Source organism: Fundidesulfovibrio sp. YSD1, from assembly GCF_055397115.1.
The window spans coordinates 3,539,417-3,565,711 of the sequence record NZ_AP043666.1 but is presented as its reverse complement, the minus strand read 5'-3'; the positions used below and the strand labels follow the sequence as shown (position 1 = coordinate 3,565,711).

General features: G+C 68.9%; 23 protein-coding genes and 1 pseudogene. 10 read left to right on the top strand and 14 right to left on the bottom strand.

Features of this window, described 5'->3' with window-relative positions:
• Nucleotides 1-55: 55 nt before the first annotated feature.
• Nucleotides 56-883 (bottom strand): TatD family hydrolase, encoded by an 828-nt coding sequence (locus ACZ5V4_RS16575; RefSeq protein WP_464315977.1) that lies wholly within the window; start codon nucleotides 881-883, stop codon nucleotides 56-58.
• 82 nt (nucleotides 884-965) lie between these two features.
• Here ACZ5V4_RS16575 and ACZ5V4_RS16570 point away from each other — a divergent pair, with 82 nt between their 5' ends.
• The 3 genes from ACZ5V4_RS16570 to ACZ5V4_RS16560 all read left to right on the top strand — a co-directional run bounded on the left by ACZ5V4_RS16570 (nucleotide 966) and on the right by ACZ5V4_RS16560 (nucleotide 4,818).
• Nucleotides 966-2,435: a cyclic nucleotide-binding domain-containing protein gene (locus ACZ5V4_RS16570; protein WP_464315976.1), complete on the top strand. Its 1,470-nt coding sequence runs from the start codon at nucleotides 966-968 to the stop codon at nucleotides 2,433-2,435.
• Nucleotides 2,436-2,504: 69 nt separating this feature from the next.
• On the top strand, nucleotides 2,505-4,043 hold the full coding sequence (gene murJ, locus ACZ5V4_RS16565; protein ID WP_464317848.1) for a murein biosynthesis integral membrane protein MurJ: 1,539 nt from the start codon (nucleotides 2,505-2,507) through the stop codon (nucleotides 4,041-4,043).
• Nucleotides 4,044-4,053: 10 nt separating this feature from the next.
• Nucleotides 4,054-4,818 carry a tRNA1(Val) (adenine(37)-N6)-methyltransferase gene (locus ACZ5V4_RS16560; RefSeq protein ID WP_464315975.1) on the top strand — a complete coding sequence of 255 codons (765 nt, stop codon included), beginning with the start codon at nucleotides 4,054-4,056 and terminating at the stop codon, nucleotides 4,816-4,818.
• A gap of 16 nt (nucleotides 4,819-4,834) precedes the next feature.
• On the opposite strand, the gene ACZ5V4_RS16555 is transcribed toward ACZ5V4_RS16560, so the two are convergent.
• From ACZ5V4_RS16555 to ACZ5V4_RS16545, 3 genes are all read right to left on the bottom strand, one after another.
• Nucleotides 4,835-5,266, bottom strand: a complete 432-nt coding sequence (locus ACZ5V4_RS16555) for a hypothetical protein (protein WP_464315974.1) — start codon at nucleotides 5,264-5,266, stop codon at nucleotides 4,835-4,837.
• A gap of 99 nt (nucleotides 5,267-5,365) precedes the next feature.
• On the bottom strand, nucleotides 5,366-6,580 hold the full coding sequence (locus tag ACZ5V4_RS16550) for a DUF1501 domain-containing protein (RefSeq protein ID WP_464315973.1): 1,215 nt from the start codon (nucleotides 6,578-6,580) through the stop codon (nucleotides 5,366-5,368).
• 7 nt (nucleotides 6,581-6,587) lie between these two features.
• Complete coding sequence (locus ACZ5V4_RS16545; protein WP_464315972.1) at nucleotides 6,588-8,075, bottom strand: DUF1800 domain-containing protein; 1,488 nt, start codon at nucleotides 8,073-8,075, stop codon at nucleotides 6,588-6,590.
• Nucleotides 8,076-8,219: 144 nt separating this feature from the next.
• Between ACZ5V4_RS16545 and ACZ5V4_RS16540 the strand changes: the two genes are divergently transcribed.
• Nucleotides 8,220-8,633 (top strand): DUF3419 family protein, encoded by a 414-nt coding sequence (locus ACZ5V4_RS16540; RefSeq protein ID WP_464315971.1) that lies wholly within the window; start codon nucleotides 8,220-8,222, stop codon nucleotides 8,631-8,633.
• A gap of 3 nt (nucleotides 8,634-8,636) precedes the next feature.
• Complete coding sequence (locus ACZ5V4_RS16535) at nucleotides 8,637-9,272, top strand: class I SAM-dependent methyltransferase (protein WP_464315970.1); 636 nt, start codon at nucleotides 8,637-8,639, stop codon at nucleotides 9,270-9,272.
• Between the two features lie 26 nt (nucleotides 9,273-9,298).
• On the opposite strand, the gene ACZ5V4_RS16530 is transcribed toward ACZ5V4_RS16535, so the two are convergent.
• The 8 genes and pseudogenes from ACZ5V4_RS16530 to hflK form a co-directional block, all read right to left on the bottom strand.
• Nucleotides 9,299-10,588 (bottom strand): ABC transporter permease, encoded by a 1,290-nt coding sequence (locus tag ACZ5V4_RS16530; protein WP_464315969.1) that lies wholly within the window; start codon nucleotides 10,586-10,588, stop codon nucleotides 9,299-9,301.
• Nucleotides 10,545-11,219: an ABC transporter ATP-binding protein gene (locus tag ACZ5V4_RS16525; protein WP_464315968.1), complete on the bottom strand. Its 675-nt coding sequence runs from the start codon at nucleotides 11,217-11,219 to the stop codon at nucleotides 10,545-10,547. The genes ACZ5V4_RS16530 and ACZ5V4_RS16525 overlap by 44 nt, the downstream gene beginning before the upstream one ends.
• Before the next feature lie 423 nt (nucleotides 11,220-11,642).
• Nucleotides 11,643-12,404: pseudogene (gene tatC / locus ACZ5V4_RS16520) on the bottom strand (twin-arginine translocase subunit TatC); the annotation flags it as partial.
• 35 nt (nucleotides 12,405-12,439) lie between these two features.
• Nucleotides 12,440-13,531, bottom strand: a complete 1,092-nt coding sequence (gene secF, locus ACZ5V4_RS16515; protein ID WP_464315967.1) for a protein translocase subunit SecF — start codon at nucleotides 13,529-13,531, stop codon at nucleotides 12,440-12,442.
• 119 nt (nucleotides 13,532-13,650) lie between these two features.
• Nucleotides 13,651-14,583: a magnesium transporter CorA family protein gene (locus ACZ5V4_RS16510; protein ID WP_464315966.1), complete on the bottom strand. Its 933-nt coding sequence runs from the start codon at nucleotides 14,581-14,583 to the stop codon at nucleotides 13,651-13,653.
• Nucleotides 14,584-14,647: 64 nt separating this feature from the next.
• Nucleotides 14,648-14,974: a hypothetical protein gene (locus tag ACZ5V4_RS16505; protein ID WP_464315965.1), complete on the bottom strand. Its 327-nt coding sequence runs from the start codon at nucleotides 14,972-14,974 to the stop codon at nucleotides 14,648-14,650.
• A 210-nt stretch (nucleotides 14,975-15,184) separates the two neighbouring features.
• On the bottom strand, nucleotides 15,185-16,030 hold the full coding sequence (gene hflC, locus ACZ5V4_RS16500) for a protease modulator HflC (RefSeq protein ID WP_464315964.1): 846 nt from the start codon (nucleotides 16,028-16,030) through the stop codon (nucleotides 15,185-15,187).
• 2 nt (nucleotides 16,031-16,032) lie between these two features.
• A complete protein-coding gene (gene hflK / locus ACZ5V4_RS16495; RefSeq protein WP_464315963.1) occupies nucleotides 16,033-17,103 on the bottom strand; it encodes an FtsH protease activity modulator HflK in 1,071 nt (356 codons plus the stop codon).
• A 35-nt stretch (nucleotides 17,104-17,138) separates the two neighbouring features.
• Between hflK and ACZ5V4_RS16490 the strand changes: the two genes are divergently transcribed.
• From ACZ5V4_RS16490 to ACZ5V4_RS16480, 3 genes are all read left to right on the top strand, one after another.
• Entirely contained in the window at nucleotides 17,139-18,506 is a 1,368-nt protein-coding gene (locus tag ACZ5V4_RS16490; RefSeq protein WP_464315962.1) for a phosphomannomutase/phosphoglucomutase, read from the top strand.
• Between the two features lie 2 nt (nucleotides 18,507-18,508).
• A complete protein-coding gene (locus ACZ5V4_RS16485) occupies nucleotides 18,509-19,813 on the top strand; it encodes an efflux RND transporter periplasmic adaptor subunit (protein WP_464315961.1) in 1,305 nt (434 codons plus the stop codon).
• Nucleotides 19,814-20,019: 206 nt separating this feature from the next.
• A complete protein-coding gene (locus tag ACZ5V4_RS16480) occupies nucleotides 20,020-20,754 on the top strand; it encodes a substrate-binding periplasmic protein (RefSeq protein WP_464315960.1) in 735 nt (244 codons plus the stop codon).
• A 183-nt stretch (nucleotides 20,755-20,937) separates the two neighbouring features.
• Here ACZ5V4_RS16480 and ACZ5V4_RS16475 read toward each other — a convergent pair whose 3' ends face one another.
• Both ACZ5V4_RS16475 and ACZ5V4_RS16470 read right to left on the bottom strand, forming a co-directional pair.
• Nucleotides 20,938-22,119: a response regulator gene (locus ACZ5V4_RS16475; protein WP_464315959.1), complete on the bottom strand. Its 1,182-nt coding sequence runs from the start codon at nucleotides 22,117-22,119 to the stop codon at nucleotides 20,938-20,940.
• Nucleotides 22,120-22,385: 266 nt separating this feature from the next.
• Nucleotides 22,386-23,243, bottom strand: a complete 858-nt coding sequence (locus ACZ5V4_RS16470; protein ID WP_464315958.1) for a hypothetical protein — start codon at nucleotides 23,241-23,243, stop codon at nucleotides 22,386-22,388.
• A gap of 89 nt (nucleotides 23,244-23,332) precedes the next feature.
• Between ACZ5V4_RS16470 and ACZ5V4_RS16465 the strand changes: the two genes are divergently transcribed.
• Nucleotides 23,333-25,123 carry an aldehyde ferredoxin oxidoreductase C-terminal domain-containing protein gene (locus ACZ5V4_RS16465; RefSeq protein ID WP_464315957.1) on the top strand — a complete coding sequence of 597 codons (1,791 nt, stop codon included), beginning with the start codon at nucleotides 23,333-23,335 and terminating at the stop codon, nucleotides 25,121-25,123.
• Nucleotides 25,120-26,286 (top strand): class II aldolase/adducin family protein, encoded by a 1,167-nt coding sequence (locus ACZ5V4_RS16460; protein WP_464315956.1) that lies wholly within the window; start codon nucleotides 25,120-25,122, stop codon nucleotides 26,284-26,286. The genes ACZ5V4_RS16465 and ACZ5V4_RS16460 overlap by 4 nt, the downstream gene beginning before the upstream one ends.
• Nucleotides 26,287-26,295 lie beyond the last annotated feature (9 nt).

Here is a 26,295-nt window from a genome sequence, read left to right as displayed (position 1 = left end):
TAGGAAAAGGGATTCCAAAGGGCGGGAGCCCTTTGGCCGCCGGAGGCTGAGAAAACTACTCTATCCCAAAAAAACGCTTGGCGTTCTCCCCGGTCGCGCGCCAGATTTCCTCCACGCTCACGCCCTTCACCCGTGCCACGGCCTGGGCCGTGAACACGTTGTACGCGGGCTCGTTGGGGCGGCCCCTGTAGGGCTCCGGGGTGAGAAAAGGCGCGTCGGACTCGATCACCAGCCTGTTCATCTCCAGGATGGCCACGGCGCGGCGCAGGTCCTCGTTCTTGGAATACGTCACGGGGCCTGGGATCGACACGGTGTAGCCCCTGTGGATCAGCTCCACGGCCAGGTCGGGCCCGCCGCCGAAGCAGTGCCAGAGGATCATCTCCCCGGGCAGGCCGGACTCGTCCAGGACCTTGAGCGTCTCGGCCGCCGCGTCGCGGCTGTGCACGGCCACGGGCATGCCCATCTCGCGGGCCAGGGCCAGTTGGGCGCGGAAGAAGCGCTCCTGCACGCCTGGCGGGGTGTCCTTCCAGTAGAAGTCCAGGCCGACCTCCCCCACGGCCCTGAGCCTGGGCTCGGCCGCGAACAGGGCCGCCATTTCGGCCATCTGGGCGTCCAGGTCGCCCGCCGCGTCGTTGGGGTGCACGCCCAGCAGGTAGAACACCTGCGAATAGGGAGCGAAGGCCGGTGCGTTGGCCTTGAAGGCCTCCACGCCCAAAAACACGTTGCCGAAAAGGGCCACCCCGGCCCGCCCGGCGCGTTCGAGCACGCGCGGAAGCTCCTCGGGGTCCAGGCGCTTGTAGTCGAGGTGGGCGTGGGTCTCCACCCCCACGGGGGGCAGGCCCAGGGACTCGGGCAGGGGGCGTTCGGTTTTCTTCTTGGACACGCGAGGCGGGTACCGCAACCGGCTCCGGCGGGCAAGAAAAAACCCGTTGCCTTGAAAGGCGTTGCGGATACAATCCGCGCCCATGACACCAACCCTGAAAGGGCTCGCCAACGCGCTCGCCATGGCCGAGCCCGCCGACCTGGCGGTCTTCGCGGCGCTTCTGGCGCTCGCGCTCTTCCTGCACGTGATGCACCTGCGCTTCACCGGCAAGGGCGCCGCCGGCGCGTTCTCCGTGGCCAAGTGGCTGGCGGCTCTGGCCGCGCTTCGCGTGCTGGACGAGCGCGTGCTGCGCGGTTTTTTGAGCACCCCCTCCATCGTGCTCTACTGCCTGCTCGTCTGGCAGGCGTTCCGGGCCTTCCTACACGACGTCTACAGCGGCGTGTACCTGGCGCGCATAAAAAACCGCGCGCCCAACAAGCTCTTCCTGAACCTGTTCTCCTTCCTCACGGCCCTGGTGCTGGCGGGCATCACGCTGCGCGGCGCGCTGGACGTGGACGTGAGCTCGATCCTGACCTCGTCGGCGATCCTCACCGCAGTCATCGGCTTCTCCATGCAGGACACCATCGGCAGCCTCTTTTCCGGGCTTCTGATCCAGACCGAGAAGCCCTTCAAGATCGGCGACTGGATCAAGACCGGCGAGATCGAGGGTCAGGTCACGGAGATCACCTGGCGCTACACCAAGCTGGTGACGCTCTCGCAGAACCAGATGCTCATCCCCAACAACGCCATCGCCAAGGAGCGGCTCCTGAACATGTCCGAGCCCAGCCCCGAGGTGGGCGTCACCGTGAACGTGCCCGCCCCCGTGACCGTGCCCCCGGTTAAGGTGAAAAGCGCCCTGGAGGACGTGCTGCGCAAGTCGCGCCTAGTGTCGCCGCTGCCGCTGCCGCGCGTGCGCCTGGCGGAGATCGGCCTGGACCAGGCCGTGTACCGGGCGGTGTTCTCCGTGCGCGACTACTCCGACTCGGTGGCCGCGCGCAGCGAGGTGCTCTCGGCGGCGTGGTACGAGTTCAAGAAGCAGGGCATCGACTTCCCCTTCAGCCGCCAGATGATGCTCTCCGAGCGCAAGGAGGCGTGCGGCATGGAGGCCGAGGCCACGGGCCTGCTCGGCGGCATCAGCCTGTTCGAGGGGTTGCGTGAGGAGCAGCTCGCGCTTCTCGTGCAGTGCTCGGCCGTGCGTTCCTTCGCCCCCGGGGCGCGCATCGTGGAGCGCGGCCAGACCGGCGCGACCATGTTCATCATCGTGGCGGGCAGCGTGTCCGTGCGCCTGCACGACTCGGAACTGGCCGTGCTCGGCCCCGGCGACGTGTTCGGCGAGATGGCGCTCCTTACCGGCGAGCCCCGCCAGGCCGACGTGATCGCGGTGGATGCCGCCACCTGCCTGGAACTCGACCGCGAGGCCTTCCGGAGCGTGCTGGACACCGCGCCCGTGCTGGTGGCCAACGTGGACCGCGCCTTCCGCGAACGCGAGGCCAAGATGAAGAAGGCGGTCCAGGCCGGGGCGGAGGAATCCGCCGAGGGGCTCTTCGAGCTCTTCCGGCGCATCTTCCTGTAGCGCCCCCAGGCCCGGGCCGTCCGCGCCAGTGTGGACGCGCCCAGCCGTTTGCTCTACTCTCCCGCCGCCATGAGCGCGCACATCAAGCAGATCGCAAAGGACGCCTCCGTCGTGGGCGGGGCCACCCTGTTGTCCCGGGTACTGGGGTTCTTCCGCGACGTGGTGGTCGCCTACGTGCTGGGCGCGGGCCCGGCGGCGGACGCCTTCTACGTGGCCTACCGCCTGCCCAACACGCTTCGCCGCCTGTTCGCGGAAGGGTCCATGACCATGGCCTTCGTGCCGGTGTTCTCCGACCTGCGCGAAAAAAAGGGCGACGAGGCCGCCTTCGCCATGACCCGCTCGGCCCTGGTCTGGCTGGTGGGGATACTCGGCGTGGTCACGGCCCTGGCCCTGTGCTTCGCCGGGCCCCTGACCATGGCCATCGCGCCCGGATTCGCGAACGACCCGGCCCAGATGGCCCTGACAACCGACCTGGTGCGCATCGTCTTCCCCTACATCATCCAGATCTCCATCGTGGCCCTGTGCATGGGCGCGCTGAACTCCATGGGCCACTTCCTGGCCCCGGCCCTGGCCACCAGCGAGCTGAACACCGTGATCATCATCGGCTGCGGCGTGGCCTGGCTCCTGGGCCTGGACGTGCCCCACGCCCTGGCCTGGTCCGTGATCTTCGGCGGGTTCGGGCAGATGCTCATGCAGCAGCCCGCCATGAAGCGCTTCGGGTTCAGCTGGTTCGGGCCGTGGAAGCTCTTCGACGAGGGCGTCATGCGCATGGGCAGGCTCATGCTGCCCACGGTGTTCGGCGCGGCCATCTACCAGATCAACATCCTGGTGGGCACGCTCTTGGCCTCGTTTTTGGCGGCTGGGTCCATCTCCGCGCTCTACTACGCGGACAGGCTGGTGCAGTTTCCGCTGGGGGTCTTCGGCGTGGCCGTGGGCACGGTCGCCCTGCCGAGCCTCGCGCGCCTGGCCTCGGCCGGGAAGATCGACGAATTCAAGGGCACGCTTTCGGCGTCGCTTCGCCTGACGCTCTTCATCTGCCTGCCCGCCACGGCCGGGCTCATCGCCCTGGCCTCGCCCATGGTGGCCGTGCTCTTCGGGCGCGGGGCCTTCACGCCGCAGGCCCAGCAGGCCACGTCCGCCGCGCTCGTGGCCTACGCCGTTGGCCTGCCCGCGTTCGCCTGCGTGCGCCCGCTGGTCTCGGGCTTCTACGCCCTGCACGACACGAAGACCCCGGTGAAGGCCGGGTTCTACAGCATGGTGGCCAACATCGGCCTGGGCGTGGCGCTCATGTTCCCCATGGGCCACGTGGGGCTCGCGCTGGCGACGTCGCTCTCCTCCTGGCTGAACGTCTGGCTCCTGGCCAGGGCGCTCAAGGCCAAGGCCGGGCACTGGTCCGTGGCCGGGCGCACCACCACGGTCAGCGCGGCCCTGAGCCTTTGCGTGGGGCTCGGGGCGTGGGGCTTGCCCCTCGGCAATTACGCGGCCCTAGGCATGATCGCGGTCTGGGCCGCGCTCTACATGGCCCTGGCCTTGGCGTTCAAGGTGGAGGAGGCGGCCATGCTCGGGGACTTCCTCTCCAGGCGGCTCGCGCGCCGCCGCGCGGGCTGAGGCCTGCGCCGTGGCTGAGCCCGCTCTGACGAGCGCGGCCCTCGCCGCGCGCCAGGCCTTTCCCACCGGGCTCGCGCAGCCCAGGGGCGGCTACCGCTTCTCGCTCGATCCCCTGCTTCTGGCGGCCTTCGCCAGGCCCAAGAGAAACGCCCGCGTGGCCGACCTGGGCACGGGCTGCGGCGTGGCCGCCCTGGCGCTTTTGCTTACGCACTCGACGCCGAAAAGCGCCACGGGCTTCGACATCGACCCGGCCATGGTGGACGCGGCTTCGCGAAACGCGGGAAGGCTCGGGCTGGAGGGGATGTTCGAGGCCAGAGAGCTGGATCTCAAATCCATCAGGGAGGCCGTCCGGCCGGAATCGTTCGACTGCGCCCTGGCCAACCCGCCCTACCGCGAGCCCGGCACGGGCCTGCCCTGCCAGGGCCAGGAGCGCAACAGGGCGCGCTTCGCCACCAGCGCGGGGCTTTCGGACTTTCTCGCGGCAGCGTCCTGGCTGCTGGCCAACCGGGGCTGCCTGAACGTGGTCTTTCCGGCCGCGCGGCTGGCCGGGCTCTTGCGCGGCTGCCTGGAGGCCAGGCTCGCGCCCAAGCGCCTGCGGCTCGTGCATTCCAGGCTGGACGAACCGGCCAGGCTCGTCCTGCTGGAGTGCGTGAAGAACGCGGGGGAGGAGCTCGCGGTGGAGCCCCCCCTCGCGCTCTACGAAGGCCGTGGCGAAGAGACGCGCATGACCCAGGCCGCCTTGGAGTTCTGCCCTTTCCTGGCCAAAAACCCCTAGGCGGCGGGCCTCCCCGCTACTCCGCCGCGTGCTCCTGCGGCAGGCCCAGCACCTGGGCCCTGAATCCCGGGGCCTTCTCGATCAAGTCCAGGATGAGCATGGCCGCGTACATGTTCTTGCGGTTGGCCGCGTCCACGGCCTGGAGCATGTAGTTGCGAAGCTGGGCTGCCGCCTCGGCCAACTCCACGTGATCGCTCGGAGTGGCGTGGGCCGCGGCGTCCATGAGGTTCAGAAGCAGGTAGGCCCAGACGTCCTCGTAGTAGAGGTAGTAGTTGAGCACCTCGCGGATCTTCAGGATGCCGAAGACGACGTTCTCCAGTTTCCCGTAATCCTTGGACCAGACCTGGCTGTCGTTGATGTAGGGCTCTCCCGGGGCCTGCTCCGGCGGGTCCGGGGCGAGCGAGACCTTGTCGCGAACGAATTCGCGCATCGAAATGACCTTGGCCATGGGCGACTCCTTGGGTCAGAAGACATCCGTGTCGGCCGCGCCCGCAAGCGCGGTCCCTTCCCAAGGAGATTGATCGGTCAGCGAAGGGAATTCTTAAGGTCAGCCCGCGCGCAAAAGTCCGGCGAGCTTGTCCGAGGGTTCGAACCCGGGCAGCACCTGGGCCAGGGCCGCCCGGTCCAGGCCGAAATGGTCGAGCACGACCCGGGCCACCACGTCGCGGTAGTCCACGGCGGCGGCCAGGTCCAGCCCGTCCGAGAGCTTGTCCGGGGCGAGCCCGGGCCACGGGCCGTGCAGGGCCCCGCCCGCCACGCGCCCGCCCAGGAGCATGAAGAGCGTGCCGTGACCGTTGTCCGTGCCGCCGTACTCGTTTTCGCGCAGGCCCCGCCCGAACTCGCTCATCACCAGGACCAGCGTGTCGTCCAGCGACGGCCCGAGCGCCTTGCAGAGCCCGGCCAAGCCCTTGCCCAGCGGCGCGAAGGCGTCGGCCAGGGGCCCCTTGGCCGCGCCCTGCTCGTAGTGGGCGTCCAGCCCGCCCAGGGCGGCGTAGCCCAGGCGCACGGCCGGGTTCTTGTTCATGTAGGAGACGATCTGCTCCCCGATCTTGGGCAGGGCCGCCACGGACGGGGCCCCGGAGGCGGAGACCGTTATTTCCCGGTCCAGCTCCGTGAACTGGTTGCGCATGACGATCTGCGACTGCTGGTAGGCCCGGCTCAAGGGGTCGGCGCCCTTGTAGAGCGCGTCGAAGGACTTGAAGGCCTCGGGCCGCGACAGGGGCCAGCGCGAGGGCGGATACCCCTGCGGGGCGATGTTCTGCGCCCCGGGCTTGCCCTGGCCGATGAGCGGCGGCTTGGGGGCCAGGGTGAAGGCCTTGGCGTCCTTGCCGAGCAGCGCCAGGAGCCTCGCCAGCCAGCCGTCGCGCATGTGGCGTTCGCCCGGCTGGCCGCTCTCCATGGCCTGCTGGGCCTCCACGTGGGAGCGCAGCGGCGCGGGCAGCCCGCAGGCCGGGACGAAGGCCAGCCTGCCCTCGCGCCACGGCCCCAGGAGGTCCTCCAGGGCCGGGTGCAGGCCGAAGCCCGGGACGAGCGGCAGCGCCCCCCCCTCCCTGCCCGGCGGGGGCAGGGCGATGGCCGGGCGCGAGCGGTAGTAGTCGGGCTCGTCCAGAGGGACCAGGGCGCTCAGCCCGTCCAGGCCGCCGCGCAAGAAGAGCACCACGAGCCTGCGCGAGAGGGCCTGGCCCTGCGCGCGCGCAGCCCCGGGCGCCATGGCTGCGAGGGCGGCCATGGCCGCGGAGGAGAGGAATTGCCGCCGGTTCATGCCTGCCTCAGTGCTGCTGGGCCTCGGGGCTGCCCAGGAGCACCCCGGCCTTGAGTTCGGGTTTGGCCTGCTCGATCACTTGCGAAAGCGCGGGCGGGAGCCTGAGCCCCATGGTCCTGGCCAGAGAGGGGGCGTCCAGCTTCTCCACCGGAGCGTAGGCAGGAGGAGCCCAGCAGGGCAGCGCGCCCTTGCCCGCGATGACGGCCAGGTTCAGGCGCTTGAGCATCAGGTCCGCCGCCAGCCAGCGGGCGCGCTCGTCCTTGAAGCCCGAGGTCCCGGGGGCGTCGTAGAGCGGCTGGCCCAGCCATTCGAGGTTTTCGGCCAGGGAGCGCGTTTCCTGCACGGGCCTCGCGCTCGCGCGCACCATGGACACCACGTAGCGCGAGGGGCTCTTGAACTTGTTGAAGGCGAATTTCAAGTCGGAGAATTCGGGGCTCGCAAAAAGCGCCTCGAGCACCTTGCGCAGGTCCCCGCCGGAGTCGAGGAACACCTTGGAGAGGCTCTCCACGAGCTTGTCCTGCGGCTCCTCGGTGAGGAAGAAGCGCACCAGCTTGGAGCAGACGTTCTTCGCCGTCTCGGGCTGGGCGGCCAGGACCGCCAGGGCCTCCAGGCCCTGGGCCATCCCCCCGGCCTTGAGCGTCCTGCCCATGAAGGAGCGCTCCATGGGCACGTGGCGGCGCTCGTCGAAGACGAAGCCGTTCACGTCCTGCGGCCCCTTGGGCGAGCCGATGCTCCACCCGGCCAGGATGTGCGCCAGTGTGGCGATGTCCTGGGCCTTGGGCCTGGCGTCCGCGCCCATGGTGTGCGCGGTCATCAGCTCGCGCGCGTGCAACTCCACCAGCGGGCGTTGCAGGGCCTTGCCGATCTGGCTCTCGGGCGAGGAGCTCTGCCAGTTCTCCAGGTGGATGAGCATGGCCGGGTGGCGCGTCACGGCCGCGAGCATGTCCCCGAAGCGCCCGAACACGTGGGGCCTGATGGCCTCGCGCTCGAAGCTGCCCACCCAGAGGTGTGCGAGCCCCTTGGACGCGGGCACGTTGAAGTGGTTGTACCAGAACTCGCACAGAAGCTCCTCCAACTGCCTGGGGGAGAGGATGGCCCGCCAGAGCCTGGCCTCGGCGGCCTCGGCCTGGATCACGGAGGCCTTTTCCTTGGCGGCCTGGATCTCGTCCATGGTGGGATTCTTGCGGGGCCCGCCCGGGGCCTTGGGGCCGTAGGCGCGGAAGAGCTGGACAGTGTCCATGTTCCAGGTGGGCAGCGCGTCCAGGCGCGCGGTGAGCGCCTGGGGCAGGGCCAGGCCTTCCGGGTGCAGTTGCTCCTGGATGTAGGCGCGGGCGCCCATGGCCCGCACGCGCTCGATCTCTCCCGGGAAGGGTCCGTAGGAGAGGCGGTTCAGCACGTGCACGGCGAAGGCGTCGTCGGCGAGAGCCTGGGCCCAGCCGGCCTGGGCGGCCAGCAGGCAGAGCGCCCAGGCGAGAACGAGCGGTTTTGCCCACATGCCGAGCTTGTTAGCGCGCCCGTGGCGAAAATTCAAATCGTTTCGCCCCGAGGCCTCCTCCCGCGCAAAAGAGCGCGCCCCGGCACGAAACCGTAACCCCGGCGGCCTAGTGATGGCCCGAATCAGGCCCCCGGGGGGATATCCATGCCGCATTCCGCAGCCGCCCTGCTGAGGGCCGCCGTGCGCCAGGGCCCGGCCCTCTCCGTGAGCGGAGCGCTCGAGCGCATCTTCTGCCAGCAGTACCGCGCCCTCAAGGAGCAGTCCCCGGACGGGGCGCTCGAGGAATACCGCAAGCGCGTGGAGAAGCTGGCCTGCGGCTTCCCCCTCTCGGACAACCCCTTCGCCTGGCAGGCCTTCGGCAGGCGCTACGGCCGCCAGGGCACGGGCGAGGTCCCGGACTACCTGCGCGCCGCGAACTTCGAGCGTTTGCGCAGGGCCGCGCAACGAACCACGGTCACCCACGACAGCCTCCAGGGCCACCTGGCCCGCCAGGGAGCGCGCAGCCTGGACCGCTCCTGCCTCTACGGGGGCTTCCACCTCTACCGCCTGGCGGAGTGAGACATGGACCACGCCCTGCGCATGGACCGCATCTGCGGCTTGCAGAGGCACTTCTACGACGTGACACGCCGCTTCTACCTGCTCGGGCGCGACAGGCTGCTCGAAGGGCTGCCCGCGCCCCAGGGCGGCACCGTGCTGGAGGTCGGCTGCGGCACGGGCCGCAACCTGGCCAGGCTCGCGACACTGAGGCCCGACCTTGCGCTTCACGGCCTGGACGTGTCCGGGAAGATGCTCGAGACCGCCGCGCGCACGCTTTCGGGGCGAAACGCGCGCCTGGTGCAAACAAGCGCCGAGGAGCTCGACCCGGGCCGTGATTTCGACCTGCCGGGCGGCTTCGACGCGGTGTTCTTCTCCTACTGCCTGTCCATGATCCCGGGCTGGCAGGCCGCCCTGGAGGCGGGCTTCCGGGCGCTCAAGCCCGGCGGGACGCTTGCCGTGGTGGACTTCTGGGGACAGGGCGGGCTGCCAGGGTGGATCGCGCACGCGCACGCGCGCTGGCTCGGGCTCTTCGGAGTGGATTTCAGGCTCGAGGTGCTCACGCGCCTGCGGGAGATGGAGCGTGCGGGCAAGGCCCGCCTGGCGGTGGAGTCCGTGCGGCGCGGCTACGCCTTCCTGGCCTGGGCCAGGGCCTGCGTGTAGGCCGCAGGCTTCCGGCGGGGCCTCCCCTACTCCCCGCCGCCGCGCAGGGCCTCGATGGGGTCGAGGGAGGCGGCCTTGCGCGCGGGCTTGAGCCCGAAGACCACGGCGATGGCCACGGCTGCCAGCAGGGCCATCACGAAGAGCTTGCCCGAGAGCTGGATCTCCAGAATCCCCAGCTTGCTCAAAAGCTGGCCCATGGCGATGCCGATGCCCACCCCGGCCAGCGCCCCGCCGATGGTCAGAAACACCGCCTCGGCCAGGAACTGCAGGGTGATGTCCGTGGAGGTCGCGCCCATGGCCTTCCTGAGCCCGATCTCCTCGCGGCGCTCGCTCACGGAGAGAAACAGCAGGTTCGCCAGCACGAATCCCCCCACCGCGATGGCCGCCCCGGCCGTTATCCCGAGAAAGACCATGATGCCGCCGGTGATCATGTTCAGGAACTTGAGCACCTCGCTGGCCGAGAGGATGGAGAAGTCCGAGGGCTCCTCGGGTTCGAGCCTGTGGTTGTGCCTGAGGAGCGAGCGCAGGTTCTCGATGTGCGAGTCCATGAGCTCCGGCTCCAGGAACTTGACCCGAAGCGCCCGGAACCAGCGCCGCTCCAGGTGGAAGCGCTGGGTGAGCGTGGTCAGGGGCATGATGATGCGGTCGTCCACCGAGCTTCCCCCGCCGCCCGGCGCGAACCCCCTGTAGGCGAGCCTGCCGATCACCTGCACGGGCAGGTCCTGCACGAGGATCACCTTGCCGATGGGCGAGGCGTCGCCGAAGAGTTCCTTGGCCGGGTAGTCTCCGATGAGGCAGACCTTGGCCGAGTGCTTCACGTCCTCCTCGCTGAAGTCGCGGCCCTCGGCCAGGGGCCAGTTCCAGGACTGGGCGTAGCCCGCCGTTGCCCCCACCACGATGGGGGTGACCATGTTGCGGTTCTCGTACTTGAGCGTCACGCCCACCTTGGAGCGCATGGGCACCACCAGGTAGGCCCCGGGCAGGGAGCGCTCGATGGACAGGGCGTCCTCCTCGGAGAGCGTCATCACCCGCTGGCCCACGGCCCTGGTCTCGATGTTGCCGCCGAAGACCAGCACCGCGTCGGGGCCGAACCACTCCACGATCTCGAAGGCCTTGCGCCTGGCACCGTCCACCGCGGCCACGATGATGGTCAGGGCCGCGATGCCCAGGGCCACGGCCAGGGAGACGAAGAAGGAGCGCAGCTTGTAGGCCCACAGGGCCTCCCAGGCCGTGCCCAGCACGCGCGCGAGCCTGGCCGCGCGCCGCCGGGCGTCAGGAAGCCAGGCCGTCCTGGACCAGGATGCGTCGCGTGGCATAGCTCGCGGTCTGCTCGTCGTGGGTGACCACGACGATGGTCTTGCCCTGGGCGTTGACCCTGGCGATGAGGTCCATGATCTCCACGGACGTCTTGGTGTCCAGCTGGCCCGTGGGCTCGTCGGCCAGGATCAGGTCCGGGTCGTTCAGCATGGCCCGGGCCATGGCCACGCGCTGCTGCTGGCCTCCGGAGAGCTGCGAGGGCTTGTGGTCCATGCGGTCGCCCAGGCCCACCAGGTCCAGGAGATTCCTGGCGCGGGCGCGCAGCTCGGACTGCGGTGCCGGGCTGTAGAGCCCGGGCAGGAGCACGTTGTCCAGGGCCGTGGCGTAGGGGATCAGGTAGAAGCTCTGGAACACGAAGCCGATGACGCGGTTGCGGGCTTCGGAGAGCTCGTCGTCGGGCAGCTCCGAGACGTCGCGGCCTTGCAGGTAATAATGGCCGGACGTGGGCCGGTCCAGGAGCCCGATGATGTGCAGGAGCGTGGACTTGCCCGAGCCGGACGGGCCCTGCAGGGCCACGAACTCCCCCGCGCCGATGCTCAGGCTGACCCCTTTGAGCACGTGGGATTCGATGTCGCCCCAATGGTAGGACTTGGTGATGTTCTCGAGCCTGATGAGCGGTGCTGCGTCCATGACGCCCGGCAGTCTGCCAGATCGGGGCGCCAAGGTCGAGGGGGGGCGGGCGATTCCCGCGCCCGGACGAAAGAGGGGCCCCGGCGCTTTCGCGGCGGGGCCCCGGTTTTTCTTTTCTCGAGCGCCCTAGGGCTTCTTGGCGGGTTCGTCCGGCTTGGCCTGCTCCCCGGCCTCGGGCGCCTGCCCTTCCGGCGCTGCCTCGCCGCCCGGCGGGGTTTCGGCGGGCGAACTCACGGACCCGTCGGCGTGGCTCTCGTCTGCGTCGTGGCCCAGAGCGGCGGTGTCGTGGGCCTCGCGCTCGGCCTCCTCGGCGGGAAGCGCGGGCGCCTCGGCGGGCTTCTCCCCGCCTTCCTCGACGGCCGGGGCCGGATTCTCGGAGGCTTTCGCGTCGTCCAGGGCGGAGTCCGTGGCCGCTGGGGCCTCCCCGCCTTCCGGGGCTTCGTCCTGCACGGCGGGCAGGTTCTCTTCCTCGGGCGCGGGCTTCTTCTTGCCGAAGAAGTAGGCCACCCAGATGCTCACCTCGTAGAGCACCACCATGGGCGCGGCCATGAGGATCTGGTTCACGGCGTCCGGCGTGGGGGTCAGGATGGCCGCCACCACGAAGAAGACCACGATGGCCCAGCGGCGCTTCTGCCTGAGCCAGGTGTGGTCCACCACGCCGAAGCGCGCCAGGAAGAAGATGAACACCGGCATCTCGAAGATGATGCCGAAGGCGAACAAAAGGCCCATGCAGAAGGAGTAGTACTCCGAGAGCTTGGGCATGAGCGTGACCACGTCGGCCGCGTAGTTGGCCAGGAAGGTGAAGCCGAACGGGAAGACCACGAAGTAGCCGAAACAGGCCCCGGACACGAAGCACAGGGCCGTGAAGAAGGCCACGGGAACGGCCAGCTTGCGCTCGGACTCGTAGAGCCCCGGGGCGATGAAGCGCCAGATCTGGTGGAAGATGATCGGGCTGACCAGGAACAGGCCCGCCACGAAGGCGGCCTTCATGGAGATGAAGAAGCCCTCGGTCAAGCCCGTGGTGATGAGTTCACTCTTGGGCGGCAGCACCTGCTTGAGCGGGTGCAACAGCACTTCGAGGATGCGCTCGGCGAACGCGAAGCAGATCGCGAAGCCCACCGCGGCGGCGATGATGCAGCGGACCAGGCGCGCCCGAAGCTCCTCCAGGTGGCCCAGGAGGCTCATCTCGTGGCCTGGTCCGACGGGATCGGGAATCGAACTCACGCCTTCTGGCCCTGGGCGGTCTGGGCGTCGCCGTCACGCTGGAGGGCGTCCAGGCCGGAGCCCAGGTCCACCAGGATGGGGCTGGCCATGAAGATCGAGGAGTACGTTCCCGTGGCGATGCCGATGATCATGGCCAGGGAGAAGTCCCTCAGCACGCTGCCGCCGAAGAGGTAGAGCGTGACCACGGTGAAGAGCGTGAGCAGCGAGGTGAGCATGGTCCGCGAGAGCGTCTGGTTCACGGCGCTGTTCACCAGGGTGACCATGCACTGGTCCTTGTTGGAGTGCAGGCGCTCGCGGATGCGGTCGTAGACGATGATGGTGTCGTTGAGCGAGTAGCCCAGGATGGTCAGGAGCGCCGCCACCACGGTCAGGTCGAACTCCAGGTTGAAGATGGAGAAGATGCCCACCGTGATGAAGATGTCGTGGAGGTCCGCCACCAGCGCGCCCAGGGCGAACTTGAGCTTGAGCGCCCAGCACAGGCCCAGGGTGATGAGGATCGCGCCCATGATCAGGTAGCCCGTGGAGAGCCCCAACTTTCGCAGGGCCCAGATGCCTATCCCGAGCCCGGCGGCCATGGCCGCGGCAGCCAGCCAGCGGCCCTCGAACCGGCCCGAGATGTACACCGCGATGAGCAGCACCGAGTAGAAGATGGCGTTGAGCGCCCCCGCGCGCAGGTCCGCGCCCACCTTGGGGCCGACCACCTCGAAGCGCTGCACCTGGTAGGCGCCCTCGCCCATGTCGGCCTTGAGGGCCTGCTCCACGCGCACGCGCACCTGCTCCAGGGGCTCGCCGCGCTCGGAGGCGCTGATCAGGAAGGCGGCGTCGGACTCCTGGCCCATGCGCTGCACCGTGATGCCGAGCAGGCCGGCGGCGTCCAGGGGTTTCTTGATCGCTTCGGCGGTCACCGGCTTGGCGAACTTGAGCTGGATGGTCATGCCGCCCGCGAAGTCCACGCCGTAGCGCGGCCCGCCCTTCATCACCAGCGAGATCGCGCCGGCCAGCATGAGCAGGGCGGATAAGACGTAGGCGTACTTGCGGTAGCGCATGAAGTCGAAATTGATGTTCGGCTTGATCAGCTCAAGTCCCATGGATTCCCCCAATGCGGAAAGTGGCGCCGCGTGCGGCGCAAGTGGAGTGAATTCGGTTTTTTCCCGGCCCTTGTCAAGTCTTGCCGCCCACCGGCCGGGGCCAAGGCGCGGCCCGGGGCTCAGAACAGCCTGCGCCGCACCAGCAGCCAGACCCCGGCCGCCGTGGCGATCCCGGCCACGGCCAGGGTGGTCAGCACGCCCGCCTCGCTCTCCTGGAAGGGCAGCTTCACGTTCATGCCGTAGAAGCTGAAGACGAGGTTCGGGATCATGAGCACGATGGTCACCGTGGTCAGGAACTTCATCACCACGTTCAGGTTGTTGGAGATGATGGACGCGAAGGCGTCCATCATGCCCGAGAGGATGTTGGTGTAGATCTTGGTCATGTGGATGGCCTGGAGGTTCTCGGTGATGGCGTCGTCCAGAAGCTCGGCCTCCTGCGCGCTCATCTTGATCACGTCCGCGCGCTGGATGCGGGCCATGATGATCTCGTTGGCCTTGATGGACGTGGTGAAATACACGAGGCTCTTCTCCAGGTTCACGAGCATGATGAGCTCCTCGTTCTTCATGGCCCGGTGCAGTTCCTGCTCGTAGGCGTTGGTCTTGCGGTTGATCTCCTTCAGGTACTTGAGGAACAGGATCGAGGTCTGGTGGAAGATCTGGATCACGAAACGCGCCGGGTGCTCGGGACTGAAGTTCTTCACCTTGCGCGAAAGAAAAAGCTCCATGATGTCGATTGGTTGGCTTGACACCGTGACCAGACAGCCGTTTTTCAGCACGATGCCCAGGGGCACGGTCCTGAAGGGGACGCTGCCGTCCTCGCGGTCGCGCACGGGGGTGTGCAGCACCACGAGCAGGCACTGGCCGTCGATCTCGATGCGGGCGCGCTCGTCCAGGTCGAGGGGATCGGTAAGGAAGTCCTGCGGGATCGAGAACGTCCCGGCCACCTGGCGGATCTCCTCCTCCGTGGGCGCGGCGAGGTTGACCCAGCAGGCCCCGGACAGGCCGCACCCGGGCGTGGCGACGCCAAAGGCCACCGAATAGCAGTCGATCATGAAAGCCCTCCCGGCTTGCGGTGCGCGGCCCGCCCGTCGGCTTTCGCCACGGGAGGCGGGCGCGTCAGCTTTTTTTCGCCGGTTTGCGGGACGGCTGCTTGGCGGAAGACTGGGCAGCCTTGGAGGGCTTGGCGGAGTTCTTCGCCGCGGCGCTCTTCACGAGCTTCTTGGAGGGGGTGACCGAGGCGCTCAGCTCGGGCAGGGGGCTTAGCCCCCTGAATTCCGTTTCGATGGGGCGAAGGGGCACGGGCTCCACCGCTGGGGGCCTGTCGCGCTCCACCAGGCGGGTCATGGCCTGCACGCCCTCGGCCGAGCAGAGTTCGCCGCCCTTGACCACCAGGGCGACGAAAAGCGCCGCCAACAGAATCATCCTGATGTTGAAAAATTGCATCTCGATCCTCGGAACAAGCCAGATGCGCCCGTGCGCGCAAGACCCCGATCCGTTACACCCGGCCCGGCAAATTGGCAACCCGGCAACTACCACCGCACGGTTACGGACCCGTGACGCCCGTCCGGTTTTCCCAGGCGCGGCAAGCCGAAACGAAAAAAGGGAGGCCTTCCGGCCTCCCCGTTTTTTCGTCGTCCCCGCCGGCGCGAGGCGCTACTTGAGGTACTTCATGAAGCCCGAGCCCGGGGTCATGATCACCCGGCCGTTCTCCTTGAGGGACTTCTTGTAGGCGTCGAGGCTGCGCATGAAGCCGTAGAACTCGGGCGACTTGCCCAGCGACTCCGCGTAGGTCTTGGTGGCCAGGGCGTCGCCGTCGCCGCGCAGCACCTCGGAGGCCCGGCCCGCCTCGGCCAGGAGCACCGTGCGCTCACGGTCGGCGTTCGACTTGATCTTGGCCGACTCCTCCTGGCCCTCGGAGCGGTAGAGCTTGGCCTGGCGTTCGCGCTCGGCCTTCATGCGCCCGAAAATGGCCTTCTCGTTCTGGGGCGGCAGGTCGGTGCGCTTCACGCGCACGTCCATGATCTGGAGCCCGAAGTTCTTGACCGTGTCGTTGACGTTGCTGGTGACGATGGACATGATCTCGGCGCGGCGCGAGGAGACCACCTCGTCCATGGTGTAGTTGCCGATGGCCACGCGCACCTCGGCGTAGACCAGGTCGTCCAGGCGCGACTGGGCCCTGGGCAGGGTACGCAGGGTACGGAAGAACTGCAACGGGTCCACGATGCGCCACTTGGCGTAGTTGTCCACCACGAGGTTCTTCTTGTCCTTGGTGAGCACCTCGGCGGACTTGGCCTCGTAGTGCAGCACGCGCGAATCTATGTAGACCACGTTCTGCACGAAGGGCAGCTTGAAGTGCAGGCCGGGGCCGATGCTTCCGGACACGGGCTTGCCCAGCTGGAGCACGATGGCCTGCTGCGTTTCGTCCACGGTGTAGACCGACTGCATGGCCACCACGGCCGCCACCACTCCGGCGATGATCAGGAATGCGAAACGGCGCATGGCTACTTCCCTCCCTTGTCGCCGGATTTGACCCTGCCCTGCCGGTCCAGCGGCAGATAGGGCACGGCCTGCTTCAGGGCGTCGTCGGAGAGGATGGTCTTCTCGAGCTCGGGGTTGGCGAAGATTTCCTCCATGGCTTCGATGAACATGCGCTCGCGGGTGATGTCCTTGGCCTTGTCGTACTCGGCCAGGATGGCCAGGAAGCGCGCGGCCTCGCCCCTGGCCTTGCGCACCACGGACTCCTTGTAGGCCTGGGCGTCGTTCAGCATGGCGGCCGCCTGTCCGCGCGCCTTGGGCAGGATGTCGTTGGCGTAGGCGTCGGCCTCGTTGATCACGCGGTTCTTGTCCTCCAGGGCGCTGGCCACGTCCTTGAAGGCCTCCATGACGTCCTTGGGCGGGTGCACGTCCTGGAGCTGCACGGCCACCACGGTGACGCCCGCGTTGTAGCGGTCCAGGATGGACTGGAGCAGCTCCTTGGTGGTGTTCTGGATCTCCAGCTTGCCCGTGGTCAGAGCGGTGTCGATGGTCTTGTTGCCGATGACCTCGCGCATGGCCGCCTCGGCCGCCGCCTTGACGGTCTCGATGGGGCGCTGGATGCGGAAGAGCCATTCCACAGGGTCGCCGATCTGGTACTGGACGATGAACTGCACGTCGATGATGTTCTCGTCGCCGGTGAGCATCAAGGCCTCCTCGGGGATGGCCTTGTACTGGGTGGCGGCCCCCGTCATGCTCTCGATGCTCTTGAAGCCCACCTCGACCCGCTGGACGAACGTGACCTTGGGTCTCTGCACGCTTTCCACCGGGAAGGGGATGTGGTAGTGCGGTCCCGGCCCGGTGGTGCGGTCGTACGCGCCGAAGCGCTGCACCACGCCCACTTCGTCGGGCTCCACGATGTAGATGCCCGAGGCCAGCCAGAGAAGGCCCACGATGAGGATGACGAGCTTAGGCCCGCCGGGAATCCGGAAATTGAAATCAGTGATTTTCTTGAACTCGTCGCCGAAGTTCTTGAAGTCTGGCTTGGAGCCGAATTGCCGCTGCCTTTTGTCCTGCAACCTTTCCCAATCCCAATTCATGTAACACTCCCGTTCGAGGACGGACGACGACGATCATGAAGACCATCTCGCCTGACATTTTCCGAGCATACGACATCCGGGGCATAGTGGACAAGGACTTTGACTCTAACTGGGTGGAGGTTTTCGGCCGCGCCTGCGGGGCGTACTTCCTGTCCAAGGGATTCGCGCGCGCGGTGGTGGGGCACGACGCGCGCCTCTCCTCCCCGGACTACCAGGAGCGCCTCGCGGCCGGTCTCGCGTCCACGGGCGTGGACGTGGTCATGCTCGGCATGGTCTCCACGCCGGTGTGCTACTTCGCGGCCAAGCACCTGGGCATGGACGCCGGGGTGATGGTCACGGCGAGCCACAACCCTCCGGAATTCAACGGTTTCAAAGTGATCGCCGGGCCCTCCACCATCTACGGGGAGGAAATCCGGGAGCTCTACCGGATCATGGCCCGGGGGGAGTTCCCCCAAGGGCGCGGCCTGGTCTCCGCCCACGACGTCGCGCCGGCCTACGTGGAGGCGCTCTCCTCCCAGGCCAGGCTTTCCCGGCCCCTCACCGTGGTGGTGGACGGCGGCAACGGCGCGGGCGGCCCCGTGACCACGGCCGTGCTCGAGGCCGTGGGCGCGCGCGTGGTCCCGCTCTTCTGCGAGCCCGACGGAACCTTCCCCAACCACCACCCGGACCCGGTGGTGGAGAAGAACGTGACGGCCCTTGTCGAACGCGTGAAGGCCCTCGGCGCCGACTGCGGCATCGGGCTGGACGGCGACGGCGACCGCCTGGGCGTGGTGGACGAGACGGGCAGGCTCATGTTCGGCGACCAGCTCCTGGCCATCTTCGCCCGCGAAGTGCTCGCGGAGAACCCCGGGGCCACGGTGATCGGCGAGGTCAAATGCTCGCACCTGGCCTACAAGGACATCGCCGCCCACGGGGGCAAACCCGTGATGGGGGCCACCGGGCATTCGCTCATCAAGGCCCGGATGCAGGAAACGGGCGCGCTCCTGGCCGGGGAGATGAGCGGGCACATGTTCTTCGCGGACCGCTACCTGGGCTTCGACGACGCCACCTACGCGGCCATGCGCTTCCTGGAGGTGCTGGACCGCCACCCGGACAGGAAGGCCTCCACCCTGCTCTCCGACTGGCCCAAAACCTACAACACCCCGGAGATCCGCTTCGACTGCCCGGAGGAGATCAAGTTCGGGATCGTGGAACGGGCCAAGGAGCACTTCCGCGCGGATCACGAAATGATAGACGTGGACGGCGCGCGCATCGTATTCCCCGACGGATGGGGCCTCATCCGGGCCTCCAACACTCAGCCCGCGCTGGTGCTGCGCTTCGAGGCCGAAAGCCCGGAGAGGCTTGCGGAGATCCGCTCCCTGATCGAGAAGCCGCTTGACGCCTGGGTCGCGGAAATGAGTTGAACATGCGCAACAAGCGGATCTGGATCGCGGCGGCCGTGCTGGTGGCGGCCGTGGCCGCCTACCTCGCGGGCCGCGACGGCTCCTCCAAGGAGGTCAGGGTGCTCTCCACGGCCCAGGCCCACGTGGGGGACGTGCGCAAGGTGCTCCAGGCCACGGGCATCGTGAAGTCCCAGGTGGGGGCCATCGTGCGCATCGGCGCGCGCGCCACGGGCACCATCAAGGAGATGCGCGTGCGCGTGGGCGACGAGGTCCGCGCGGGCGACGTCATCGCGGTCATCGACGACCGCGAGCTCCAGGCCCAGAAGGACCAGGCCGAGGCCACCCTGGAGAAGGCCCGGGCCGAGGAGTTGCGCGTGCTGGACGTCTACCCCCGGCGCATCGTGGAGGCCGAGGCGCAACTCAGGCTGGCCGAGGCCCAGCACGACTACGCCAGGGCCAACGCCTCGCGCCAGACCCAGCTTTTGCGCCAGAACCTGGTCTCCCGCGACACCCAGGAGGCGGCCCAGCGCGAGGAGCTGGTCACGGCCAACACCGTGCGCGCCCGCAAGGCCACCCTGGACCTGACCAGAACAGAATCCGAGCGCGAGAAGGTCAAGGCCGCCAAGGCCGTGGAGGAATCCCAGGCCGCGCTGGACACCATAACCACGCGCATCTCCTACACGCGCATCGTCTCGCCCATCGACGGCGTGGTCAGCCAAGTGACCACCCAGCAGGGCGAGACCGTGGTGGCGGGCCTCCAGGTGGCCAACCTGATCACCGTGCTCGACCCCACGCGCCTGGAGATGTGGATCTACGTGGACGAGACCGACGTGGGCCAGGTCAAGCACGACATGCCCGTGGAGTTCCGCGTGGACGCCTACCCGGACCTCAAGTTCTCGGGCAGCGTGGACACCATCTACCCCCAGCCCGAGATCCGCGACAACATCGTCTATTACCAGGCCCTGGTGCGCCTGAGCGCCGAGAACGCGGCCAAGCTGCGCCCGGAGATGACCACCCAGTGCCAGATCGTGGTGCGCGAGAAGAAGGGCGTGCTCGTGATCCCCAACTCAGCGCTCAAGTGGGTGGACAACCAGCAGGTGGTGTTCGTGGTGGAGGACGGCAAGGCCGTGCGCACCAAGCCGGAGCTTGGCCTGGCCGGTCTCAACGAGACCGAGGTGATCTCCGGCATCGCGGACGGGCAGCTCGTGGCCACCCAGGTGGTGCTGCCCTCCTCGGGCAAGAAGCCCGACCCGCAGCAGCAGGCGGGCGGACGCCCCGGAGGGCCTCCCGGCGGCGGAGGCGGCAGCGGGCCGCCCAGGGGGCGCTAGCGGCGCAGGTGTGCCTGTGGCGCCACTCGCCTAACAGCCTGAAAAAGCTGAATCCAGAGCGGGACATTTCACATCGTGGAATTGAAATCGCGGCCGATTTGTCCTACACGACAAATCGGTCGCGTGCCGAAGCATCGCGCACGGACGCGCCAGCCCTCCGCACTCAAGCAGGGCCGCCGAAAGGCGGGCCATCATCCGGATGCCCCATGCGCAAGGCGGCCTTCCTCATCGCGCTTTTGCTCTTCGCCCTGCCCGGCGGCGTCAGCCGCGCCCAGGTGAAGATCGCCACCATCGAGACGCCGCCCTGGGCTTACAACGACCCGGCCACGGGGCGCCCCGAGGGCGTCTTCCCGGACGTGGTGCGCGAACTCGAACGTCGCACCGGCGTGGCCTTCGCCATGTCCCTGATACCGTTCCCGCGCATCGCCCCGGAACTCGAATCCGGCGCGCAGGACTGCGCCGTGAGCGTCTGGCTGGAGAGCGCCGGGCAGTACGCGGTCAAGGGCGAAGAGGTCGCCAGCCACTCCATCGGCGTGGTTCCCCGCAGGGGCGTCCCGCTGGAAAGCTACGCCGACCTGCGCGGGCTGATCCTCTCCACGCTGCCCGGGCTCGTTTTCGGCGAGCCCTTCGACTCCGACTCCACCATCCGCAAGGTCCGCGACCCCGACTACTTCACCGGGGTGCGCAAGGCCGCGCACGGCCGCGTGGACGGCGTGGCCGGGGCCGTGCCCACCATTCTGTACATCGCCGGGAAGGAGGAGCTGGCGGCGGCCTTCGACGAGCCTTTCGTCCTCGCCCGCGCGAGCATCGTGCTCCAGTTCTCCAAGGTCTCGCCGCACCTGGGCCAAAAGCCCAGGCTCGACCAGGCCCTGGCCGGCATGCGCCGCGAGGGAGCGTTGGAGGCCATCCGCGCGGCCCACTACGGCGGCCTGAAGCCCTGAAGCCGCAAAAAGCGAAACCGGCGGACAGGTCTCCCCTTGGGGCCTGTCCGCCGGTTGTTTCTTACCCGCGCGGCGTCTGCTTCCCTGCCCGCCGCGTGGATTCGCGCCCTGCCGCGCCCTGTCCGCCTCCCCGTTCCGGCAGGGGGGCCGAACACCCGCCCGCCTTGCCTGGAATCACGGACCTTACGCGTAGTCGCGCCTGAACCGGTGAATGCCTTCCGTGACCATACCGGCCAGATAAAGAACACCGTTGAGCATCGCCGGAATCACGTCCGGCACCATCTGGGCGCGCCTGGGCTCGGCTTCCAGTGCGTCCTCCTCTTCCGCCTCGCCCCAAGGCTCGCCGGTCCAGCGCTCGTAGAGCGAGAGCGCCTCCTCGTCGTGCCCCGAGAGCATGAGCGACTGGCTCACGCTGCGCCGGGCCAGTTCCGGCTCGCGTTTGAAGTGGTAGGCCTTGGCCAGCTCCAGGTGCGCCTTGGGGTCGTAGGGGTCCAGCCAGACCGCGTTTTTCAGCGCCATGAGCGCGCCGTCCCAGTCCATGCCCCTGCCCAGGCGCATGCCCAGGCTGACGAAGGGGTTGAAGCCGCGCGGGTCGGCCTTGAGGATGTTCAGGAATTCTTCCTTGTAGCGCTCGAAGCGCGCGGTCCTGGCGCAGACCTCGGCCGCCCGGGTCAGGGCCTTGCGGTAGCGCACCTCGTCGCCCAGGGCCAGCCAGCAGCGGGCCAGGCCCAGATGCGCCTCGGCCATGAGCGAGCTCAACCGCGCGGCGGCCCCGAAGGCCTCGGCGGCGGCGGAGTAGTCCTCGCGGGCCAGCAGGCGCAGGCCGCGCTGGTAGTGGTGCACGGCCTCGTCCGGGGTCTCCAGGGCCTTTGTGAGCACGGGCAGGGCCTCGTCCTCGCGGCCCTCCTCCACCATGTCCAGGCCCTGGGCCACCTGGGCGCGCTCCTCGCCCAGAAAGCAGCGGGACTGGCGCGCCAGGGCCAGGTGCTTGAAAAAGGTGTCCAGGGTGTAGGGGCGCACCAGGTAGCCCGTGCAGCCGAGCTTCACCGCGCCGAGGACCTTCTCGCGGTCGCCCGAGGAGCTGACCATGATCACGGGCACGCCGCCCAGCACCGGGTCGGCCTTCAAGGCGCGCATGAAGTCCCAGCCCGCGCCGTCCTCCAGCACGTCGTCCACCAGCACCACGTCCGCGCCGTTCTTGCGCAGGTGCTTGATGGCCTCGGCGCCGCTCCTGACGGCTCTGGAGACGCTTATCTTGGCGTTTTTCAGGCTGATGCGGTCCACGCGGGCGTGGCCTTCGTTGGCGCTGACCACCAGGGCGGTGCGAAGGGGCTCCTGGGGAGAGATTTTCCTGACGGCGTTCATGGCGAACCTCGCTTGAGTCGGATGCGGCGGACGCATTCGTCCCCCGATTGCGGCGCGGCTTCCCCGAACGAACCGGGCAACCGCACCGCAATCTCCTCTCCCCTGAAAGGGGTATCGGTGGTTCCGGGAATTGCTTTAGGGGCCTCGAGGCAAAAAACGGGCGGAACGCTTGCGGCGGGCTCGGCGGATGGAAATGAAAAAAACCGCCTGTAAGCGGCGGTTTGGGACGGGAAGGCGGCCCTCCCCGGGACGGCCCCGGCGAGGCCTCAGACCTGCTTGTTGACCACCACGCCGGGGGTGAGCCCGGAGGCGTCGTAGGCGTTGGCCGAACCGGCGCGCCTGCGCCTGATGGAGCGCCCGCGCCTTTTGGCGCCGTGAGAGGGTTCGGCGGGGGCCGCCTGGACCGCTTCCCGCGCCTCCGTGCTCGCGCCCCCTCCCGCCGCCTGCCCGTCGGCCTCCGGGTCCACGGGGAAGCCGGATTCGTCCACGGCCGGGGCCATCTCGTCGGCCAGCGTGCCCGAACCGTCCCGGGCCTCGTCCAGGCTCTTCTCGAAATCGTCCTGCGCGGAGCCCATGAGCATGGAATCCGGGTCCACGGCGTTCTCCGTGAACTTCTTCATCACGGCCGCGATGGCCTGCCCGGCGGCCTGCCCGAGCTTCTGCGTGGCCGAGCCAAGGTCCTGCGCCAGGAAGGACTCGTCCTGGCCGTTCTGGAAGTAGCCGTTGATGGCGCTATTGAGCTCGCCGTTGAAGTGCTCCATGGCCCGGTCGCCCGAGGCGATGCCGAAGGTGCGGTCGATGAACTCCAGGGCGTCCACGAAGCCCTCGCCCAGGCTGTCCTCGTCGAGCGCGCCCGACGAGGCCCGCTTGAGCACGATGCCCATGACGGTCCTGGCCGCGCGGTCCCCGAAGTTCTCCTCCACGTAGGACACCGCGCCGGACACGGCCTTTTCCAGGCCGCCCAGGTCCACCGTGCGCTCGGCCCCCTCGGGCAACGCGGTCTGGGACGCCCGGCGGGCGATCTCCTGCGCGAAGCCCTCCACCGCCCCGGATTCCAGGGGGATGAAGGCCCTCGAGAAGAACGAGCCGGGGTTTAGCGCCTTGGTGGCCGGGCCGATGTTCATTTACCGCGCACCTCTCGCGTCCCATCGGACGGGCGCGCGCGCAACTTTAGGGTTGCCCGCGCCGCGCGGGCGCGGGTAATGACCGGCCCATGAACGACTGGACGAAATACGTGCTCCGCGTGGACCTCGCGGCCATGACCGCCACGCGCGAAGCCATCCCGGACGCGGCCCTGCGCGAGGACCTGGGCGGCAGAGGCCTGGCCGGGCGCTTCCTCGAACCCCATGTCCGCCTGGACCGGGACGACCCCTCCATGCCCCTGTGCCTCTTCACCGGGCCGCTCGCGGGAACGGACGCGCCCGGCAGCGGGATCTTGTGCATGGCCTCGCGCTCGCCCCTGACGGGTACCATCTGCGACGACTCCGCGAGCACGGATTTGGCCGTGCAGCTCAAGCGCGCGGGGCTCGACGGGGTGGTGGTCACCGGCAGGGCGCAAGGCCCCGTGGGCGTGGTCATCGACGGAGAAGACACGCGCGTCGTGGACGCGCGCGGCATCGAGGGCCTGCCGCACGCCGAACTCCGCGCCCGCCTGGGCGGCCGGGGCGCGCTGGCCTCCGTCGGACCGGCCGCGTGGTCCGGCGTGCGCTTCGCGGGGGTGAACGCGGACGGGGCCGGGCTTTTCGGGCGCGGCGGCCTGGGGCTTTGCTGGGCGGCCAGGAATCTTCTGTATCTTTCCGTGAAGGGCGAGGGGGAAACCGGCGTGGCCGACCCGCGGGCCCTGGCCAAAACCCGGGAGGACATCCTGCGCCTCGCGGCGGCCTCCCCGGTGCTCTCGGGCGGCTACGGCTTCTCGCGCTTCGGCGAGGGCGCGCTCTACGACCTCATGGACTCGCGCTCCATTATGCCCACGGACAACTTCCGGGACACCCGCTTCGCCGCCGCCCCGGGGCTCGGCGCGGTGGCCTACTCCAGGGCCTTCGGCTCGCGGACGGTCCCCTGCGCGGGCTGCCCCGTGGGCTGCGGCAAGGCCGCGCGCGACGGCCGCCCCCTGCCCGGGTTCGAGGTGATGTCGCACTTCACGGCGCTTCTGGGCCTTGCGGACATGGAGCTGGTGATGGAGGCGAACGCGCTCTGCCTGGGCCTGGGCATGGATCCTCTGTCCGCCGCCGTGACCCTGGCCTGCCACGCGGAAGTCACGGGCGAGCGCCCGGACTCCGCGCGCGTGCTGGACCTGCTGGGCGCCATCGGTCGCGGCGAACGCCCGGACCTCGGCCAGGGCGCGGCCCGCTACGCGACGTCGCTCGGCAGGCCCCGGGCGGCCATGACGGTCAAGGGGCTGGAGCTTGGCGCGTGCGACCCGCGCGGGGCCTACGGCATGGCCCTGTCCTGCGCGGTGGCCACCGTGGGCGGCCGCCACGACCGCGCCGGGGCGCTCGGCCACGAGATCTTGCGCAAGCCCGTGGCCACGGACCGCCTGAGCTTTCTGGGCAAGGCGCGCATCGTCAAGCTGGGCGAGGACGCCGTGGCCGCCGCTGGCAGCCTGCCCGTGTGCGCGCCCATGCTCCTGGCCGCGTCCCTGGAGGAGTACGCCTCCGCGCTCCAGGCCGTCACGGGCGAGCCCGCCAGCGCCCAGGGGTTGCAACGCGCGGGCGAGCGCGCCTGCTACCGCGAGCGGATCATGAACGCCCGCCTCGGGTTCTCGAGCACGCATGACGACCTCCCGGCGCGCCTCTTCCAGGAGCCGGGCCAAGGCGACGTGGCCGGCGGAGTGCGGCCCGTGCCGCGAGGCGATTTTCTGGAGGCGCGCGCCCGCTACTACGCCGCGCGCGGGCTCACGCCCCAGGGTCTGCCCACTCGTGAGAAAGCGCGCGAGCTGGGCCTCGAGGAGTGCTTCGAACGCTCGCAGGAGGCTTCAGCCGGGCCAAACGGAGGCCACCCATGATCAGGCTCCTGGAAAAATACGCACAGAAGCTGGTGGAGGCCCATTTGGCCGAGCCCGGCGCGCCGCTCTTGGCGGGCATCGACGACACCCTCGTCTTCAGCCGCGAGGCCCCCGAGGCGGCCGTGCTGGCCGGGGTCATGGAGCGCATGAGCGTCAACTCGCTCCTCTTCCTGCCCCCTGCCGAGCCCTACGCCTCCATGGTGGACTTCCTGGCGTTAAGGAGCGGCGGGGCGATCCAGCCGAGCGACTGCGAGACGCGCACCTTCCTGCACGACCTGCCCGTGGTCCGCGAGTTCACCCCCGAGGCCATCGCCGGAGCGCTCAAGCGGCGCAAGAGCGTGATCGTGCCAGGCAGGGGCGTGCTGGCCCACGGCACGGTGAGTCCGGAGCAGGCCTTCGTCAGCGCGAGTTCCGTGCTGTTCGCCTGCTTCGTCAAGTTCTTCGCCGACTACCTCCAGGCCGTGCGCGAGGGTTTGGCGGACGCGGAGTGGACCGCCGCGTTCGAGCGCGCGAAATCGCGCCTCGCGCCAATGCGCTCGCGCCCTCCCCTGCTCATGAAGGGCCCCTTCGAGGCGCGCGAACAGATCGTCCGCGCCATGGACGAGGTGGGCAAGGCCACCGTGGGCTACGGCCTGGTGGACTCGTTCTTCGGCAACGTCTCCTACAACCACGCGGGCGTACTTTCCATCAGCCAGACCGGGTCCTCGCTGGACGAGCTCGAAGGCTGCGTGGACCACTGCCCCCTGGACGGCTCCTCCTGCGCGGGCCTCACGGCCTCGAGCGAGCTCACCGCCCACGAGGGCGTGGTGCGCGCAACCGGAGCCAGGGCCATCCTGCACGGGCACCCGCGCTTCGCCGTGATCATGTCCATGGACTGCGGCGAGCGCGACTGCGCGGACCGCGAGCGCTGCCACGTGGACTGCGCGCGGGCGCGCTTCGTGTGGGACGTACCCGTGGTGCCGGGCGAGGTGGGCACGGGGCCGAGGGGGCTCGTGAACACGCTGCCCCCGGCCATGATCGGCAGGCGCGGGGTGATCGTGCACGGGCACGGCCTGTTCGCCGTGGGGGACGAGGATTTCAGGCGGCCCTTCGCCACTCTCCTGGAGGTGGAGAACTGGTGCCGGGAGGAATACTTCAGGCGCGTGGAGGCTTTGAGGGGCTAGCCGCATCGA

What these genes read in the sequence shown, in the direction of transcription:
- ACZ5V4_RS16545 (WP_464315972.1), bottom strand. Translation starts at nt 8,075, where the DNA reads ATGTGGGCAAAACCGCTCGTTCTCGCCTGGGCGCTCTGCCTGCTGGCC.
- ACZ5V4_RS16535 (WP_464315970.1), top strand. Translation starts at nt 8,637, where the DNA reads ATGGACCACGCCCTGCGCATGGACCGCATCTGCGGCTTGCAGAGGCAC.
- ACZ5V4_RS16465 (WP_464315957.1), top strand. Translation starts at nt 23,333, where the DNA reads ATGAACGACTGGACGAAATACGTGCTCCGCGTGGACCTCGCGGCCATG.
- ACZ5V4_RS16460 (WP_464315956.1), top strand. Translation starts at nt 25,120, where the DNA reads ATGATCAGGCTCCTGGAAAAATACGCACAGAAGCTGGTGGAGGCCCAT.
- ACZ5V4_RS16505 (WP_464315965.1), bottom strand. Translation starts at nt 14,974, where the DNA reads ATGCAATTTTTCAACATCAGGATGATTCTGTTGGCGGCGCTTTTCGTC.
- secF (WP_464315967.1), bottom strand. Translation starts at nt 13,531, where the DNA reads ATGGGACTTGAGCTGATCAAGCCGAACATCAATTTCGACTTCATGCGC.
- ACZ5V4_RS16510 (WP_464315966.1), bottom strand. Translation starts at nt 14,583, where the DNA reads ATGATCGACTGCTATTCGGTGGCCTTTGGCGTCGCCACGCCCGGGTGC.
- ACZ5V4_RS16475 (WP_464315959.1), bottom strand. Translation starts at nt 22,119, where the DNA reads ATGAACGCCGTCAGGAAAATCTCTCCCCAGGAGCCCCTTCGCACCGCC.
- ACZ5V4_RS16525 (WP_464315968.1), bottom strand. Translation starts at nt 11,219, where the DNA reads ATGGACGCAGCACCGCTCATCAGGCTCGAGAACATCACCAAGTCCTAC.
- ACZ5V4_RS16570 (WP_464315976.1), top strand. Translation starts at nt 966, where the DNA reads ATGACACCAACCCTGAAAGGGCTCGCCAACGCGCTCGCCATGGCCGAG.
- ACZ5V4_RS16540 (WP_464315971.1), top strand. Translation starts at nt 8,220, where the DNA reads ATGCCGCATTCCGCAGCCGCCCTGCTGAGGGCCGCCGTGCGCCAGGGC.
- ACZ5V4_RS16470 (WP_464315958.1), bottom strand. Translation starts at nt 23,243, where the DNA reads ATGAACATCGGCCCGGCCACCAAGGCGCTAAACCCCGGCTCGTTCTTC.
- ACZ5V4_RS16490 (WP_464315962.1), top strand. Translation starts at nt 17,139, where the DNA reads ATGAAGACCATCTCGCCTGACATTTTCCGAGCATACGACATCCGGGGC.
- ACZ5V4_RS16480 (WP_464315960.1), top strand. Translation starts at nt 20,020, where the DNA reads ATGCGCAAGGCGGCCTTCCTCATCGCGCTTTTGCTCTTCGCCCTGCCC.
- ACZ5V4_RS16555 (WP_464315974.1), bottom strand. Translation starts at nt 5,266, where the DNA reads ATGGCCAAGGTCATTTCGATGCGCGAATTCGTTCGCGACAAGGTCTCG.
- hflC (WP_464315964.1), bottom strand. Translation starts at nt 16,030, where the DNA reads ATGCGCCGTTTCGCATTCCTGATCATCGCCGGAGTGGTGGCGGCCGTG.
- ACZ5V4_RS16485 (WP_464315961.1), top strand. Translation starts at nt 18,509, where the DNA reads ATGCGCAACAAGCGGATCTGGATCGCGGCGGCCGTGCTGGTGGCGGCC.
- hflK (WP_464315963.1), bottom strand. Translation starts at nt 17,103, where the DNA reads ATGAATTGGGATTGGGAAAGGTTGCAGGACAAAAGGCAGCGGCAATTC.
- ACZ5V4_RS16550 (WP_464315973.1), bottom strand. Translation starts at nt 6,580, where the DNA reads ATGAACCGGCGGCAATTCCTCTCCTCCGCGGCCATGGCCGCCCTCGCA.
- ACZ5V4_RS16530 (WP_464315969.1), bottom strand. Translation starts at nt 10,588, where the DNA reads ATGCCACGCGACGCATCCTGGTCCAGGACGGCCTGGCTTCCTGACGCC.
- murJ (WP_464317848.1), top strand. Translation starts at nt 2,505, where the DNA reads ATGAGCGCGCACATCAAGCAGATCGCAAAGGACGCCTCCGTCGTGGGC.